We start from the raw sequence: 15,057 nt of genomic DNA, 5'->3' as shown, positions 1-15,057 counted from the left end.
GCCGAAGCGGGCTGGTGTGCGCCGGGGGCGCCCGAGGCGCGAAAGCTACAAAAGCGGTCAGGGCGCCGAGCTGTCGATATCCCCAATTCGGACCAGTGGTCGATCTCGCCTACACTCGGTGGCGTGCCACGTGGTGACGGACGACTCAACCACGACCTGCTCCCCGGTGAGAAGGGCCCCCAGGACGCTTGTGGCGTCTTCGGTGTCTGGGCTCCGGGTGAAGAGGTCGCGAAGCTCACTTACTTCGGGCTCTACGCCCTCCAACATCGGGGCCAGGAATCCGCGGGCATCGCGGTCAGCAACGGCTCCCAGATCCTCGTCTTCAAGGACATGGGACTCGTCTCCCAGGTCTTCGACGAGACCTCGCTAGGTTCCCTCCAAGGTCATATCGCGGTCGGTCACGCCCGCTACTCGACCACCGGTGCCTCCGTGTGGGAGAACGCGCAGCCGACGTTCCGGGCCACCGCCCACGGCTCGATCGCGCTCGGCCACAACGGCAACCTGGTGAACACCGCGCAGCTCGCGGAGATGGTCGCCGAGCTGCCCAAGGAGAACGGCCGGGCCACCCAGCTCGCCGCCACCAACGACACCGACCTGGTCACCGCGCTGCTCGCGGGCCAGACGGACGACGACGGCAAGCCCCTGACCATCGAGGAGTCGGCCGCCAAGGTCCTCCCGCAGGTCCAGGGCGCCTTCTCGCTGGTCTTCATGGACGAGCAGACGCTGTACTGCGCCCGTGACCCGCAGGGCATCCGCCCGCTGGTGCTCGGCCGCCTTGAGCGCGGCTGGGTCGTGGCGTCCGAGAGCGCCGCGCTCGACATCTGCGGAGCCAGCTTCGTCCGCGAGATCGAGCCGGGCGAGCTCGTCGCCATCGACGAGAACGGTCTGCGTACCTCCCGATTCGCAGAAGCGAAGCCCAAGGGCTGTGTCTTCGAATACGTCTACCTGGCACGCCCGGACACCGACATCGCGGGCCGCAACGTCTACCTCTCCCGAGTGGAGATGGGCCGGAAACTCGCCAAGGAAGCGCCCGTCGAGGCCGACCTGGTGATAGCGACTCCGGAGTCCGGCACCCCCGCCGCCATCGGATACGCGGAAGCCAGCGGCATCCCGTACGGCTCGGGCCTGGTGAAGAACGCCTATGTCGGCCGTACGTTCATCCAGCCCTCGCAGACCATCCGCCAGCTCGGCATCCGGCTCAAGCTGAACCCGCTGAAGGAAGTCATCCGCGGCAAGCGCCTGGTGGTCGTGGACGACTCGATCGTGCGCGGCAACACCCAGCGCGCCCTCGTGAAGATGCTCCGCGAGGCGGGCGCCGCCGAGGTCCACATCCGGATCTCGTCGCCGCCGGTGAAGTGGCCCTGCTTCTTCGGCATCGACTTCGCGACCCGCGCGGAGCTGATCGCCAACGGCATGACCATCGAGGAGATCGGCACGTCCATGGGCGCCGACTCGCTCTCGTACATCACGACCGACGCGATGATCGAAGCGACGACGATCCCCAAGGACAACCTCTGCCGCGCCTGCTTCGACGGCGTGTACCCGATGGAGCTCCCCGACCCCGAGCTGCTCGGCAAGCAGCTCCTGGAGTCCGAGCTGGCCTCCGGCCCCGCCGCGACCGCGGCCGCCGACGCCCTGCGCCGTCCGTAAGACCCTGCAGTACGACACGAAAGTTCTCTGAGCCATGTCATCCGAGACCACTGGTGCCAGCTACGCAGCCGCGGGCGTCGACATCGAGGCGGGCGACCGCGCCGTCGAACTGATGAAGGAGTGGGTGAAGAAGACGAAGCGCCCCGAGGTCCTGGGCGGCCTCGGCGGATTCGCCGGACTCTTCGACGCCTCGGCCCTCAAGCGCTACGAGCGCCCGCTGCTCGCCTCCGCCACCGACGGCGTCGGCACGAAGGTCGACCTCGCCCGCAAGATGGGCGTGTACGACACCATCGGGCACGACCTCGTCGGCATGGTCGTCGACGACCTGGTCGTGTGCGGCGCCGAGCCGCTGTTCATGACCGACTACATCTGCGTCGGCAAGGTCCACCCCGAGCGGGTCGCGGCCATCGTCAAGGGCATCGCCGAGGGCTGCGTCCTCGCCGGCTGCGCCCTGGTGGGCGGCGAGACCGCCGAGCACCCGGGCCTGCTCGGCCCCGACGACTTCGACGTGGCCGGCGCCGGCACGGGTGTCGTCGAGTACGACCAGCTCCTGGGCGCCGACCGCGTGCGCGAGGGCGACGCGGTCATCGCCATGGCGTCCTCCGGTCTTCACTCGAACGGGTACTCACTCGTCCGTCATGTGGTGTTCGACCGGGCCGGAATGAGCCTGGACCAGCACGTCGAGGAGTTCGGCCGCACGCTCGGCGAGGAGCTCCTGGAGCCCACCAAGATCTACTCGCTCGACTGCCTGGCCCTGACCCGCACCGCCGAGGTGCACGGGTTCAGCCACATCACCGGCGGCGGTCTCGCCAACAACCTGGCCCGGGTGATCCCGGACCACCTGCACGCCACCGTCGACCGCTCGACCTGGACGCCGGGTGCGGTCTTCGACCTCGTCGGCAAGGCGGGGAACGTGGAGCGGCTGGAGCTGGAGAAGACGCTCAACATGGGCGTCGGCATGATGGCGATCGTCCCCGAGGCCTCGGTGGACGTGGCGCTCCAGACCCTCGCGGACCGGGGCGTGGACGCCTGGGTCGCCGGCGAGATCCTGGCGCGCGGCGATCACCGCGACGGCGCCGAGCTCACCGGGGACTACGCGAAGTAGGCCGTCACGGGCAGCACAAAACCCGGTCCGGGGCCAAGGCCCTGGACCGGGTCGGTGTGCTCAGAGCAGCGAAGACGTGCGTTGCTGCGAAAGCGGGATCAGCGAAGTCAAGCGCCGCGGCGCTGCGACGACGGACCGGACTCTTCGTCCTCGTCGTCGTCATTCCCGTACATGTCCGCATAGCGGGCATACGGGTCGTCCTCCTCGTCCTCCAGTGGCTCCGCGTTCGGCGGTTGGCTCACTGTCGGGTTCGGAGTAGATGCGCCCAGCTCGTTGGCCAGACGCGACAGGTCAGTCCCGCCGCTGCTGTACTTCAGCTGGCGGGCGACCTTCGTCTGCTTGGCCTTTGCCCGGCCGCGCCCCATGGCTCGACCCCCTCGGTGACGGGGCTCGACGGCCCCAGAGTCTTGACACGCGTTCATGATCCGGAACGGACTCTCCATGGAGAGACCGCGTCCGTAGGGCTTCAACGGTACCTGCTTCCGCGGCCATACGGTACGCCGCCCGCATGACGCGCCACTTGGCAGAACCAACAAAGCGCCCTGTCCTCGCTGGTCAACCGCGATTTTAACCTCTTCTTGGCGCCCGACCCGCCGACCGGCGTGAGTCATGTCTCTCAGCGCGGCCGACGGACCCCCGCGGGGCTCAGTGTTGACGTGCCTCCGCCATGCGCTGCTCGGCGATCCGGTCGGCCGCGGCGGCCGGCGGAATGCCGTCTTCCTTCGCACGAGCAAATATGGCGAGCGTCGTGTCGAAGATCTTCGCCGCCTTCGTCTTACAGCGGTCGAAGTCGAAGCCGTGGAGCTCGTCGGCCACCTGGATCACGCCGCCCGCGTTCACGACGTAATCGGGTGCGTAGAGGATCGCGCGGTCCGCGAGGTCCTTCTCCACACCCGGGTGCGCGAGCTGGTTGTTGGCCGCGCCGCACACCACCTTCGCGGTGAGCACCGGCACGCTCGCGTCGTTCAGGGCGCCGCCGAGCGCGCAGGGCGCGTAGATGTCCAGGCCCTCGGTGCGGATCAGCGCCTCGGTGTCGGCGGCGACGGCGACCTCGGGGTGCAGGCCGGTGATGGCGCGCACCGACTCCTCGCGCACATCCGTGATCACGACCTCGGCGCCGTCGCTGAGCAGGTGCTCCACGAGGTGGCGGCCGACCTTGCCGACGCCGGCGATGCCGACCTTGCGGCCGCGCAGCGTCGGGTCGCCCCACAGGTGCTGGGCCGAGGCCCGCATGCCCTGGAAGACGCCGAAGGCGGTCAGCACGGAGGAGTCGCCCGCGCCGCCGTTCTCGGGGGAGCGGCCGGTGGTCCACTGGCAGGCGCGCGCCACGACGTCCATGTCGGCGACGTACGTGCCGACGTCGCAGGCCGTCACATAGCGCCCGCCGAGCGAGGCCACGAAGCGGCCGTAGGCGAGCAGGAGGTCCTCGGTCTTGATCGTCTCGGGGTCACCGATGATCACGGCCTTGCCGCCACCGTGGTCGAGTCCGGCCATGGCGTTCTTGTACGACATCCCGCGCGACAGGTTGAGCGCGTCGGCGACGGCCTCGGCCTCGGTCGCGTACGGGTAGAAGCGCGTTCCGCCCAGGGCCGGGCCCAGGGCGGTGGAGTGGATGGCGATGACGGCCTTGAGCCCGGTGGCTCGGTCCTGACACAGCACGACCTGCTCGTGTCCGCCCTGGTCGGAGCGGAAGAGGGTGTGCAGTACGTCATCGGCTCCGGTCACATCGGTCACGGTGGTGACTCCCAAGTACGAAGCGGCGGTTGACGGCCCGCCTGTGGGTGGTGGCAGGCCTGGTTCGGGAGCAGGTTAAGTCCTACGCGCCCGTAGATCAGGCGCAGTGCGCAGGATCACCCCCACCGGGGGTCGGCGGGGCGCGCCCGTGGGACGATGCGGGGCATGGCGGTGGTGTCCTCGGTGATCGTTCCGTACGCGTCCTACCTGCGGGTGTACGAGCCCCTTGCCGCCTTTCCCGAACCCGAGCGCGAACACTGGGTGCGCTATGCCGAGCGCGGGCGCACTCCGGGTGCCCAGGACGAACTCCGGCGCGCGCTCGCCGACTTGGTGCCCACGCCGCCCGTGGCGGTACCGGTGCACGAGAGCGCCGACGCGTTCGTTGCCGAGGTCGACGGGGTCGTGTGCGTGTGCCCCTGGCGGACCCGGCTGCGCGGCTGGCAGGCCCTTGAGGTGCTCGTGGACCAGTTCCCCGAGCCGGTCCTGGACGCGCTGCTGCCTCCGGTGGTGCGGCAGCAGGCCGAGGCGGACTACGAGCGCTGGCGGGAGCGGAACCCGGATGCCCGGCCCTGGATCTTGACCAGTGTTTGGCACGTGCCTGTGAGCTGGTTCACGGTCTTTTCGGACGAAGAGCGCGAGTATGCACCGGGTGAGGGTGCCGAGGCGCCCGTGCTGCGCTACCGCACGCCCATGGTCCAGGCCCGGCGGCGCCTCGCGAGGGCGCTGCGCACGGTGCGGGACCGTATCGACGAGGGGCCGCTGACCGAGGGCCTGGTGGACGTCGGGCGGTGGCTGGAGGAATTCCATCCGCGCTCCCTGGTCGAGCTGGACTACGGCGGCCTGGTGCACGTCCTGTCCCCGGACCGGCTGAAGGCGGACCGCTCGGCGGCCGATGTGGCCGAGGGCATCGCCGCGCTGCGGGCCGGCGACGACGCCGGGGCGGAGGAGGCGTACGGGCGTTTCACGGAACGCTGGCGGGCCGTCAAGGAACGGCGGATGGCCAACTGAGGCCGGCCGGCCGGCCGGATCCGGGCTGCCGGAGCCCGGATCCGGAGCCCTCGAACAGTCGTCGCAGGACGTAGGTCCTGATCCGGGCCTTTGCCCCAAGGGTGACGGACCGCACTTATCTCACCCTTGCATCCAGACCCCACCCTCGTGCCAAAATAGGACAAGGGGTCCGGGGAGGATCCCTTCCGCCCAACTACGGGCGGATTGCTCGGTATTGCTCGCTATGGGGGGTCTGACGACTCCTGATCGCTCTGTGACTGATCGTCACTGTGGCGTGACTGTCCGCTATGGCATGGTCCATCGGCTTCCGTCGCTGATGAACACCTGGGAGGGCAATTCCATCGGTTTGGCCGACGTGGCTGGACGGATGGTGTAGTTGTAGTGCCGAGGACAAGCCGTTCGTCCTATAACCGACTCGGCTCGCGTCCGCCATTTCGGGCAACGCGGGTCAAGGTGCAGAATTTAGAGGAAAGAACCGAGAAGGTTCGGTTCTCCCGAGGAGGCCGCTCATGACCGCTCGCACCCCTGATGCCGAGCCGCTGTTGACCCCGGCTGAGGTCGCCACGATGTTCCGCGTGGACCCGAAGACGGTGACCCGCTGGGCGAAGGCCGGCAAGCTCACGTCCATCCGCACCCTGGGTGGACACCGCCGGTACCGCGAGGCAGAGGTCCGCGCACTGCTGGCGGGTATTCCGCAGCAGCGCAGCGAGGCCTGAACAACACCCCAATAGTCCGGGCGTTTTCCGGGGCCCCCACCCCGGCCGAGCCCGCCTATAGCTCCACATGACGTCCGCCCGCCCCAACGGGCCGCGTCATCGATCGCGCTGGACTCCGCCGGGTCCAGCGCGATTTTTTTTATGTCCGGCCTTGTCCGGCACGTCCGGCAACTCCTCCGTGCCGACCCGTGGCCGCTTCGGTGGGGTGCCTTCCGTCGGCTCCCGGGCATCACCGTCGAGGGTGGTGCAATTGCACATATTAAATCGGGGCGTTGTATGAGGGGTGTAAGTTCACTGGTTCCGGAAACTCGTTCCGTGACTCCCGTCACACCCTCAAGGCACTTTCACTCCAGAGCCTCTCACCGCACGGATCGTCACCGACCCGCCATAGGTCACCGGTTGGGGGGACTTTCGTCCTCGGGCCTGACGGGGTCGGCAACCTCCATGGCGAGCCGCAGGAGGCGGTGGCAGACGGCGCAGTGCCGGGTGAGGTGTCGGTACCCCAGAGCGGCCGACAGATGGGCACGCAGCAGCGCCCGCGTCTCGTGCCTCGCCGAAGCCGCCACGGACCACCTCCTGGGGGAGCCCCCGTTCCCCTCCCTTGCAGGGGTACCGGCGGCAGGTGCCCCCGTCAAGACGTCGAGAAGGCCCGGATCCCGGGGGCCCGGGCCTCGTGGACGGATCCCGGCGCGCGGCGTCCGTCGACGGCTCCGCCGCGGAAGTCGAGGGCGAACGACGGAGGCCGCACCGGTGGGGCGCGGCCTCGGGGCAAACAGCAAGGGCCGCACCCTGGGGCGCGGCCTCGGGGGAACGACGAAGGCCGCACCCGATGGGATGCGGCCTCTCGTCTACTGCGGTCCTGACGGGATTTGAACCCGCGGCCTCCACCTTGACAGGGTGGCGAGCACTCCAAACTGCTCCACAGGACCTTGTTTCGCAGCCCGTTCGTGCTTGGCTGCGAGTGAGACTGTACAGCAGGTCAGACGGTCAGGTCGAACTCACTCACAGCGATGCCCGCGCTACGGGGCCGCCGCGTCGATCGCCTTCACGATGCGCTTGTCGGAGACCGGGAACGCCGTGCCCAGCGCGTGCGCGAAGTAGCTCACGCGCAGCTCCTCGATCATCCAGCGGATGTCCAGGACCGGCTGCGGCACCGGACGCCCCTGCGGCAACTGCTCCAGCAGCCAGGCGTACTCGTCCTGCATCTCGTGCACCTTCTCCATGCGCGTGGTGTCGCGCTGGACGGCCGTCGGCATCTGCTGGAGCCGGCGGTCCACCGCGACCAGGTAGCGCATCAGGTCGGGCAGCCGCTTGAGGCCGGTGAGCGTGACGAAGCCCGGCGGCACCAGCGCCGCCAGCTGGGTGCGTACGTCCGCCACGTTGGCGACCAGGGTCAGGCTGTTCGTGGCCTTCAGGCGGCGTTCGCAGGCCTGCCAGGCCGCCAGGATCTGCTGGACCTGGCCGACCGTGCGCACCGTGGCGTCCACCAGGTCCGCGCGGACCTTGTCGTACAGCTTGCGGAACGATTCCTCGTCCCAGGCGGGGCCGCCGTGGTCCGCGATCAGCTTGTCCGCCGCCGCCGTCGCGCAGTCGTCGAAGAGCGCCTGGATCGAGCCGTGCGGATTGCGCGACAGGGCGAGCTTCTGCTGGTTGGTGAGCTTGTCGGAGGCGAACTTGGCCGGGTTCACCGGGATGTTGAGCAGGATCAGCTTCCGGGTGCCGTGCCACATCGCCTGCCGCTGCTCGGCCTCGGTGTCGAAGAGCCGTACGGAGACGCTCTCGCCCGCGTCCACGAGTGCGGGGAAGGCCTTCACCGGCTGGCCGGCCCGACGCGTCTCGAAGACCTTCGTCAGGGTGCCGATCGTCCAGTCCGTGAGGCCCGAGCGCTCGATGGACTCGCCCGTGGGCCCCGCGGTCGCCGCGGCGGCCTGGGAGAGGGCCTGACGGGCCTTGGGGCGCAGCTGGAGCTTGAGCGCCTCCAGGTCCTTGTCCTCGGCCAGCTTGCGGCGCCGTTCGTCGACGATCCGGAACGTGATCTTGAGGTGGTCCGGTACCCGGCTCAGGTCGAAGTCGTCGGCCGTGACCGGGACGCCGACCATCCGCTGGAGTTCCCGGGCCAGCGTCACCGGCAGCGGCTCCTGCAACGGAACCGCGCGGTCCAGGAACTTCGAGGCGTAGTTGGGCGCCGGGACGTAGTGCCGGCGGATCGGCTTCGGCAGGGAGCGGATCAGCTCCGTGACGACCTCCTCGCGCAGGCCCGGGATCTGCCAGTCGAAGCCCTCGTCCGTGACCTGGTTCAGGACCTGGAGCGGTACGTGCACGGTCACGCCGTCCGCGTCCGCGCCCGGCTCGAACTGGTAGGTCACCCGGAACTTCAGCGGCCCCTGGCGCCAGGAGTCCGGATAGTCGTCCTTGGTGACGGCCCCGGCCTTCTCGTTGATGAGCATCTCGCGCTCGAAGTCCAGGAGTTCGGGCTCGTCGCGCTTCTTGTGCTTCCACCAGGAGTCGAAGTGCGCGCCGGACACGACGTGGTCGGGCACCCGCCGGTCGTAGAAGTCGAACAGCGTCTCGTCGTCCACGAGGATGTCGCGGCGGCGGGCGCGGTGCTCCAACTCCTCGACCTCGGTGAGGAGTTTGCGGTTGTCCGCGAAGAACTTGTGGTGCGTACGCCAGTCGCCCTCGACCAGTGCGTTGCGGATGAACAGCTCGCGCGAGGCCTCGGCGTCGATGCGGCCGTAGTTGACCTTGCGGTTGGCGACGATCGGCACGCCGTACAGCGTCACGCGCTCGTACGCCATCACCGCGGCCTGGTCCTTCTCCCAGTGCGGCTCGCTGTAGGTGCGCTTGACCAGGTGCTGGGCGAGCGGCTCGATCCACTCGGGCTCGATCTTCGCGTTCACCCGGGCCCACAGCCGGGAGGTCTCCACGAGCTCCGCCGACATCACGAGCTTGGGCTGCTTCTTGAACAGCGCCGAACCCGGGAAGATCGCGAACTTGGCGCTGCGGGCGCCGAGATACTCGTTCTTGTCGGTGTCCTTGAGCCCGATGTGCGAGAGCAGGCCCGCCAACAGCGAGGTGTGGACCGACTGTTCGGGCGCGTCCTCCTCGTTGAGGTGGATGCCCATGGTCTTGGCCACGGTCCGCAGCTGCGAGTAGATGTCCTGCCACTCGCGGATGCGCAGGAAGTTCAGGTACTCCTGCTTGCACATCCGGCGGAAGCTGGAGGAGCCGCGTTCCTTCTGCTGCTCGCGGACGTACCGCCACAGGTTGAGGTAGGCCAGGAAGTCGCTGGTCTCGTCCTTGAACCGGGCGTGCTGCTGGTCGGCCTGCGTCTGCTTGTCGGAGGGGCGCTCGCGCGGGTCCTGGATGGAGAGCGCGGCCGCGATGACCATGACCTCGCGCACACAGCCGTTGCGGTCGGCCTCCAGGACCATGCGGGCCAGGCGCGGGTCGACGGGCAACTGGCTGAGTTTGCGGCCCTGTTGGGTGAGGCGCTTCTTCGGGTCCTTCTCCGTGGGGTCCAACGCGCCCAGTTCCTGGAGGAGTTGGACGCCGTCGCGGATGTTGCGGTGGTCCGGCGGGTCGATGAAGGGGAACTTCTCGATGTCGCCGAGGCCGGCCGCGGTCATCTGGAGGATGACGGACGCCAGGTTGGTGCGGAGGATCTCCGCGTCGGTGAACTCGGGCCGGGTGAGGAAGTCGTCCTCGCTGTAGAGCCGGATGCAGATGCCGTCGGACGTACGGCCGCAGCGGCCCTTGCGCTGGTTGGCGCTGGCCTGCGAGACCGGCTCGATGGGTAGTCGCTGCACCTTGGTGCGGTGGCTGTAGCGCGAGATGCGGGCGGTGCCGGGGTCGATGACGTACTTGATGCCGGGGACGGTCAGCGAGGTCTCGGCGACGTTGGTCGCGAGGACGATCCGGCGGCCGCTGTGCTGCTGGAAGACGCGGTGCTGCTCGGCGTGCGAAAGGCGCGCGTAGAGGGGGAGCACCTCGGTCGAGCGGAGGTTCTTCTTGATCAGGGCGTCCGCGGTGTCGCGGATCTCGCGCTCGCCCGACAGGAAGACCAGGATGTCGCCGGGGCCCTCGGCCTGGAGCTCGTCCACGGCGTCGCAGATCGCGGTGATCTGGTCGCGGTCGGCGTCCTCGCTGTCCTCTTCGAGGAGCGGCCGGTAGCGCACCTCGACCGGATACGTACGGCCGCTGACCTCGACGATCGGGGCGTCCCCGAAGTGCCGCGAGAACCGCTCGGGGTCGATGGTCGCCGAGGTGATGACGACCTTCAGGTCGGGGCGCCTGGGCAGCAGCTGGGCCAGATAGCCCAGCAGGAAGTCGATGTTGAGGGACCGCTCGTGGGCCTCGTCGATGATGATCGTGTCGTAGCCGCGCAGTTCGCGGTCCGTCTGGATCTCGGCGAGCAGGATGCCGTCGGTCATCAGCTTCACGAAGGTCGCGTCCTGGTCCACCTGATCGGTGAACCTGACCTTCCAGCCGACCGCCTCGCCGAGCGGGGTCTTCAGCTCTTCGGCGATGCGGTCCGCGACCGTGCGGGCCGCGATCCGGCGGGGCTGGGTGTGCCCGATCATGCCGCGCACCCCGCGGCCCAGCTCCATGCAGATCTTGGGGATCTGGGTGGTCTTGCCGGAGCCGGTCTCGCCCGCGACGATCACGACCTGGTGGTCGCGTATCGCCTCCAGGATCTCGTCCCTCTTCTGGCTGACCGGAAGCTGCTCGGGGTAACTGACCCCGGGCATGCGGGCCGACCGCCGGGCGACGCGCTCGGCGGACTTCTGGGCCTCGGCGGCGATCTCGTCGAGCACGGCCTGCCGGGCCTCGGGCTTACGGATGCGGCGGGCGCCTTCGAGACGGCGGCCCAGGCGGTGGGCGTCGCGCAGCGAGGCCCCGTCGAGCAGCGTCTGGAGATCGGCGAAGGAAGTAGACATACCTGATTCAGGATCTCACCCGCCGAGGGCGAGTGGCGAACGCATTTCGACGCCGTTCGGTGCCCACCCCGTACCATTTCGGGCATGCCCCGCTCCCGAGCCCCGCGCCGCCGCCTCACCGCGGCGCTGCTGCTGGTGCTCGGGGTGCTGGTGGTGGCGCTGTGCGGGGCGGTGACGACGGCGCCGGCGGCGCCGGTGACGGCCGCCTCGGGGGTACTGGCCGCGCCCGTCCCGGCCGTGCCGGATGTGCCTGCCGTGGCCGCTCCGGCCGAACCGGGTGTGCCTGCCGTGGCCGTTCAGGCGGGTGTGCCTGCCACGCTCGTCCAAGCCGAACCGGATGTGCCTGCCGTGGCCGTTCCGCCCGGGAAGAAGGTGTCGGCGCCCGCCTTCACGGACGGCTCGGGCGTGCCCGGCTGTCGGCAGGGCGGCAAGCACCAGGGCTCCGACCCCGCCGCGCCCGTCCGCGTCCGTACCGGGCACGACCAGGCCCCGGTCCTGGAGGACCGTGCCGCGCCCGCATCGCTCGGCGCGCTGTACGCGGCCCACCGCAATCCGCTCGTGCGCGGGCCCACGCTCAGCGCGCCCACTCCCGTCGAACTCTCGGTGCTCAGGGTCTAGACGGCCGGTCCGCCCTCCCGCGACCGTCCGTCCCCTTTCCCTGCGTTTCCCTACGCACTTTCCTTACGCACGCCCGCCAGGGTGTACGTAGGCGTACGCACCCGGAGTCTTTGCATGTCCAAGAACACGAAGCCCGCCGCCAAGGCCAAGTCCCGCAAGCCGTTCCTCATCGGGGCGGCCGTGGTGGCCGCCGTCGCCGTCCTCGGGATCGCCTCCTACCAGGCGGGCACCCCCGGCCCGAAGCCCACCGTCGACGAGTCGGCGGCCTCCCCCTCCTCCTCCGCCGCCTCCGATCCGGCCGGCTCGGGCGCTCACCCCGAACTGATGAAGCTGGCCCGTCGCGAGGCGAAGGACCCGCTGGCGCAGGGCCGCGCCGACGCGCCCGTCGTGATGATCGAGTACGCCGACTTCAAGTGCTCGTACTGCGGGAAGTTCGCCCGCGACACCGAGCCGGAGCTGGTGAAGAAGTACGTCGACAACGGCACCCTGCGCATCGAGTGGCGCAACTTCCCGATCTTCGGCGCCGAGTCGGAGGCGGCGGCACGCGGGGCGTGGGCGGCCGGGCAGCAGGGCAGGTTCTGGCAGTTCCACGCGGCGGCGTACGCGAAGGGCGCCAAGGAGAAGGGGTTCGGCGGCGACCGCCTGAAGGAGCTGGCCAAGGAGGCCGGCATGCCGGACGCGGCGCGCTTCGAGACGGACCTCGACAGCGACGCGGCGAAGGCGGCGGTGACGAAGGACCAGGACGAGGCGTACGCGCTCGGCGCCAGCTCCACCCCCTCCTTCCTCATCAACGGCACGCCCATCGCGGGCGCCCAGCCGATGGACGAGTTCGCGCGGGTCATCGAGGCGGCGGCGAAGAAGTGACCCCGAACATCGGTTACCTCGCCGCGTTCCTGGGTGGGCTGCTCGCCCTGCTCAGTCCGTGCAGCGCGCTGCTCCTGCCGGCGTTCTTCGCGTACTCGATCTCCAGCCGCACCAAGCTGCTCGCCCGCACCGGCATCTTCTACGCGGGCCTGGCCACCACCCTGGTGCCGCTGGGCGCGGCGGGCTCGTATGCGGGCCGCCTCTTCTACGGCCACCGCGACCAGTTGGTCCTCTTCGGCGGCTGGCTGATCATCGCGCTCGGCGTCGCGCAGATCGTGGGCATGGGCTTCGCGAGCCGCCGCATGACCGAGCTGTCCGGGAAGATCCGCCCGACCACCGCGCTGTCCGTGTACGCGCTGGGTGCGGTCTACGGCCTCGCCGGGTTCTGCGCGGGGCCGATCCTGGGCAGCGTCCTGACGGTGGCGGCGGTGAGCGGCAGCCCCGTCTACGGCGGCCTCCTGTTCGCGGTGTACGCCCTGGGCATGGCGGTCCCGCTGTTCCTCCTGGCCCTGCTGTGGGAGCGCTACGAACTGGGCGGCCGCACGTGGCTGCGCGGCCGGGTCCTGAAGCTCGGCCGCCTCGAACTCCACACCACGTCCCTCCTGTCGGGCCTGTTCTTCATCGCCCTCGGCGCTCTGTTCCTGGCGTACGACGGGGCGACGGCGCTGCCCGGCCTGCTGGACGTGGACGACTCGTACGCGCTGGAGGAGTGGGCGAGGGGGGTCGGCGAAGCGGTACCGGACTGGGCGCTGCTGACGGCTCTGGTCGCCGTGACGGCGGTGACGCTGGGCGTACGGGCCCGGCGAGCACGAACCCGCCCTGCCGAGAAGCCCTGACCAGCCCGTCCCCGCCTGGCTCGCCCTCCTGTCGCGTGGCCGGGCGGTGCGGTGCGTCATGCCTCGGGGGGCGCGGGCGGCACAGCTGCGGAGCAGCGCCGTTCTCCGCGTGAGACCGCCGTCAGGACCAGGGGGTCGGAACGCAGCCAGCGGCCCTCGTACACCGGGCTCACGGGCGGGGCGACCGGAGGACGGAGGGTGGCCGCGAAGGTGCCCGTGGGGGACAGGAACAGGGTGGCATCGCGGAAACCGAGCCGGATGCCGGTTGCCGGGTACCAGGCCTTGTACGTGGCCTCCTTCGCGGAGAAGAAGACACGGTCCCAGGGCAGGGAGGGATCGGCCCGCGCGAGGGCGTCCAGGTGGGCGAGTTCTGCCGGGGAGGCGATCAGGTCGAGTACACCCGTGGGAAGCGGGGCGGCCGGTTCCGCGTCGATACCGAGAGCCGCCGCCGCGGTGGCCGGCGCGGCCACCGCGGCGCGGTACCCCTCGCAGTGGGTGATGCTGCCGACCACGCCCGACGGCCACCTGGGGGCGCCGCCCGCGCCCGGCAGCAGCGGGGCCGGCGGGTGGCCGAGTTCCGCAAGACAGCGGCGGGCGCAGGCGCGGGCCGTCGCGAACTGGGCCCGCCGGCGTGCCCGGCGGCCGTTCATCAGGGCCGCCTCGGCCGGAAAGAGCGGAGCGGGAGCCGCGTCGTCGAAGGCTTCCGACGCCATGACGCCCGGGGGCAGGAGTTCCTCGATCACGGCCGGTCACCTCACCGCGAGGCGAGTTCGGCAACCGCCGAGACCGCGAGCAGCGGGCGTTCCAGCGGCAGCATGTGGCCCGCGCCCGGGACCCGTGCGAAGCGGGCTCCGGGTAGGACGCTCGCGAGCGTCTCCGCCAGGGCCGGGTCGATCACCTTGTCGGCCTCACCGTGCAGGACGACCGCCGGGACCGTGACGGATGACAGCGCCGCACGCACGTCCCAGCCGCGGGTGCACCGGAAGAAGTCCGACCGGACCTGGGGGGCCGTCGCGGCGAACAGTTGGCGGTTCACGTCCCGCACGCCGGGATCCACGTCCTTGCCCATGGTGGAGCCGAGCAGTTTCCGCCCGAGCCACGGCTGGTGGAGTGCCCTGGTGAACAGGGCACTGCCCATCATCTTCACCTCGCTGTCCGGGGTGTCCTGGCCGTGCGCCGCCGTGCCCAGCAGCACCAGCCCGCGCAGCCGGCTCGCCGCCGGCGACGCGGAGGCGTACGACAGAGCGGAGAACCCGCCGCCCGAGTGGCCCACGAGCACCGCCTCGCGCGCGCTCGTCTCGGCCAGCACGGCTGCCAGGTCGGCGCCCAGACGCTCCACCGAGACCGGCGTACGGCCCAGGGTGGAGGCGCCGTGACCGCGCTGGTCGTACAGCACCACGCGGTGGCCTGCCCGGATCAGACGGTCCGCGACCGTGCCCCACACCCGGCGTGCGTGCGCCCACCCGTGCACCAGCACCACGTCGACCTCCGAAGGCGGGCCCGCCAGCGGGGCGAGGACGGTGACCGCGAGTGCGGCGCCGTCGTCCGTACGGACCGTCAGCTCACGCGTGAGGTCCCGGGCCATC

General features: G+C 70.2%; 13 protein-coding genes and 1 tRNA gene. 7 read left to right on the top strand and 7 right to left on the bottom strand.

The annotated features are described in order from the left end of the window. The first annotated feature begins 123 nt into the window (after positions 1-123). Positions 124-1,650, top strand: coding sequence for an amidophosphoribosyltransferase (gene purF / locus ACFYNP_RS31015; protein ID WP_100579822.1), 1,527 nt, complete (start codon positions 124-126; stop codon positions 1,648-1,650). Positions 1,651-1,684: 34 nt separating this feature from the next. Beyond that, positions 1,685-2,755 carry a phosphoribosylformylglycinamidine cyclo-ligase gene (purM, locus tag ACFYNP_RS31010; RefSeq protein WP_388790143.1) on the top strand — a complete coding sequence of 357 codons (1,071 nt, stop codon included), beginning with the start codon at positions 1,685-1,687 and terminating at the stop codon, positions 2,753-2,755. A gap of 107 nt (positions 2,756-2,862) precedes the next feature. Here purM and ACFYNP_RS31005 read toward each other — a convergent pair whose 3' ends face one another. Both ACFYNP_RS31005 and ACFYNP_RS31000 read right to left on the bottom strand, forming a co-directional pair. Next, positions 2,863-3,120, bottom strand: coding sequence for a DUF3073 domain-containing protein (locus tag ACFYNP_RS31005; protein ID WP_100579821.1), 258 nt, complete (start codon positions 3,118-3,120; stop codon positions 2,863-2,865). A 280-nt stretch (positions 3,121-3,400) separates the two neighbouring features. Further along, positions 3,401-4,489, bottom strand: a complete 1,089-nt coding sequence (locus tag ACFYNP_RS31000) for a Leu/Phe/Val dehydrogenase (RefSeq protein WP_388790141.1) — start codon at positions 4,487-4,489, stop codon at positions 3,401-3,403. A 165-nt stretch (positions 4,490-4,654) separates the two neighbouring features. Between ACFYNP_RS31000 and ACFYNP_RS30995 the strand changes: the two genes are divergently transcribed. Both ACFYNP_RS30995 and bldC read left to right on the top strand, forming a co-directional pair. Next, positions 4,655-5,497, top strand: coding sequence for a hypothetical protein (locus ACFYNP_RS30995; protein ID WP_388790138.1), 843 nt, complete (start codon positions 4,655-4,657; stop codon positions 5,495-5,497). A 509-nt stretch (positions 5,498-6,006) separates the two neighbouring features. After that, a complete protein-coding gene (gene bldC, locus ACFYNP_RS30990; RefSeq protein WP_003949541.1) occupies positions 6,007-6,213 on the top strand; it encodes a developmental transcriptional regulator BldC in 207 nt (68 codons plus the stop codon). 392 nt (positions 6,214-6,605) lie between these two features. On the opposite strand, the gene ACFYNP_RS30985 is transcribed toward bldC, so the two are convergent. The 3 genes from ACFYNP_RS30985 to hrpA all read right to left on the bottom strand — a co-directional run bounded on the left by ACFYNP_RS30985 (position 6,606) and on the right by hrpA (position 11,153). Next, on the bottom strand, positions 6,606-6,779 hold the full coding sequence (locus ACFYNP_RS30985) for a DUF6274 family protein (protein WP_199846693.1): 174 nt from the start codon (positions 6,777-6,779) through the stop codon (positions 6,606-6,608). 288 nt (positions 6,780-7,067) lie between these two features. Then, positions 7,068-7,142 (bottom strand) — tRNA-Asp (locus ACFYNP_RS30980). 90 nt (positions 7,143-7,232) lie between these two features. Further along, entirely contained in the window at positions 7,233-11,153 is a 3,921-nt protein-coding gene (gene hrpA / locus ACFYNP_RS30975; RefSeq protein WP_388790134.1) for an ATP-dependent RNA helicase HrpA, read from the bottom strand. 84 nt (positions 11,154-11,237) lie between these two features. On the opposite strand from hrpA, the gene ACFYNP_RS30970 reads away from it, so the two are divergent. The 3 genes from ACFYNP_RS30970 (at position 11,238) to ACFYNP_RS30960 (ending at position 13,471) form a co-directional block, all read left to right on the top strand. Continuing rightward, positions 11,238-11,771 carry a hypothetical protein gene (locus tag ACFYNP_RS30970; protein WP_388790131.1) on the top strand — a complete coding sequence of 178 codons (534 nt, stop codon included), beginning with the start codon at positions 11,238-11,240 and terminating at the stop codon, positions 11,769-11,771. Between the two features lie 114 nt (positions 11,772-11,885). Next, positions 11,886-12,635, top strand: a complete 750-nt coding sequence (locus ACFYNP_RS30965) for a DsbA family protein (protein WP_388790128.1) — start codon at positions 11,886-11,888, stop codon at positions 12,633-12,635. Next, on the top strand, positions 12,632-13,471 hold the full coding sequence (locus ACFYNP_RS30960; protein WP_388418923.1) for a cytochrome c biogenesis CcdA family protein: 840 nt from the start codon (positions 12,632-12,634) through the stop codon (positions 13,469-13,471). Before ACFYNP_RS30965 ends, ACFYNP_RS30960 begins: the two co-directional genes overlap by 4 nt. 56 nt (positions 13,472-13,527) lie before the next feature. Here the strand turns inward: ACFYNP_RS30960 and ACFYNP_RS30955 are convergent, their stop codons facing one another. Further along, complete coding sequence (locus ACFYNP_RS30955) at positions 13,528-14,214, bottom strand: 4'-phosphopantetheinyl transferase (RefSeq protein WP_388790125.1); 687 nt, start codon at positions 14,212-14,214, stop codon at positions 13,528-13,530. Between the two features lie 11 nt (positions 14,215-14,225). Further along, complete coding sequence (locus ACFYNP_RS30950; protein WP_388419097.1) at positions 14,226-15,056, bottom strand: alpha/beta fold hydrolase; 831 nt, start codon at positions 15,054-15,056, stop codon at positions 14,226-14,228. Position 15,057: the final 1 nt, after the last annotated feature.

The sequence above is a fragment of the Streptomyces sp. NPDC006691 genome, from assembly GCF_042869955.1.
GTDB lineage: Bacteria > Actinomycetota > Actinomycetes > Streptomycetales > Streptomycetaceae > Streptomyces.
The sequence above is the reverse complement of the archived record's forward strand: the minus strand, read 5'-3'. Positions and strand labels throughout refer to the sequence as shown.

Excerpts from the sequence above, each read along its gene's own strand:
- ACFYNP_RS31005 (WP_100579821.1), bottom strand. The coding sequence starts at position 3,120 with ATGGGGCGCGGCCGGGCAAAGGCCAAGCAGACGAAGGTCGCCCGCCAG.
- ACFYNP_RS30950 (WP_388419097.1), bottom strand. The coding sequence starts at position 15,056 with ATGGCCCGGGACCTCACGCGTGAGCTGACGGTCCGTACGGACGACGGC.
- purM (WP_388790143.1), top strand. The coding sequence starts at position 1,685 with ATGTCATCCGAGACCACTGGTGCCAGCTACGCAGCCGCGGGCGTCGAC.
- ACFYNP_RS30995 (WP_388790138.1), top strand. The coding sequence starts at position 4,655 with ATGGCGGTGGTGTCCTCGGTGATCGTTCCGTACGCGTCCTACCTGCGG.
- bldC (WP_003949541.1), top strand. The coding sequence starts at position 6,007 with ATGACCGCTCGCACCCCTGATGCCGAGCCGCTGTTGACCCCGGCTGAG.
- ACFYNP_RS30970 (WP_388790131.1), top strand. The coding sequence starts at position 11,238 with ATGCCCCGCTCCCGAGCCCCGCGCCGCCGCCTCACCGCGGCGCTGCTG.
- hrpA (WP_388790134.1), bottom strand. The coding sequence starts at position 11,153 with ATGTCTACTTCCTTCGCCGATCTCCAGACGCTGCTCGACGGGGCCTCG.
- ACFYNP_RS30965 (WP_388790128.1), top strand. The coding sequence starts at position 11,886 with ATGTCCAAGAACACGAAGCCCGCCGCCAAGGCCAAGTCCCGCAAGCCG.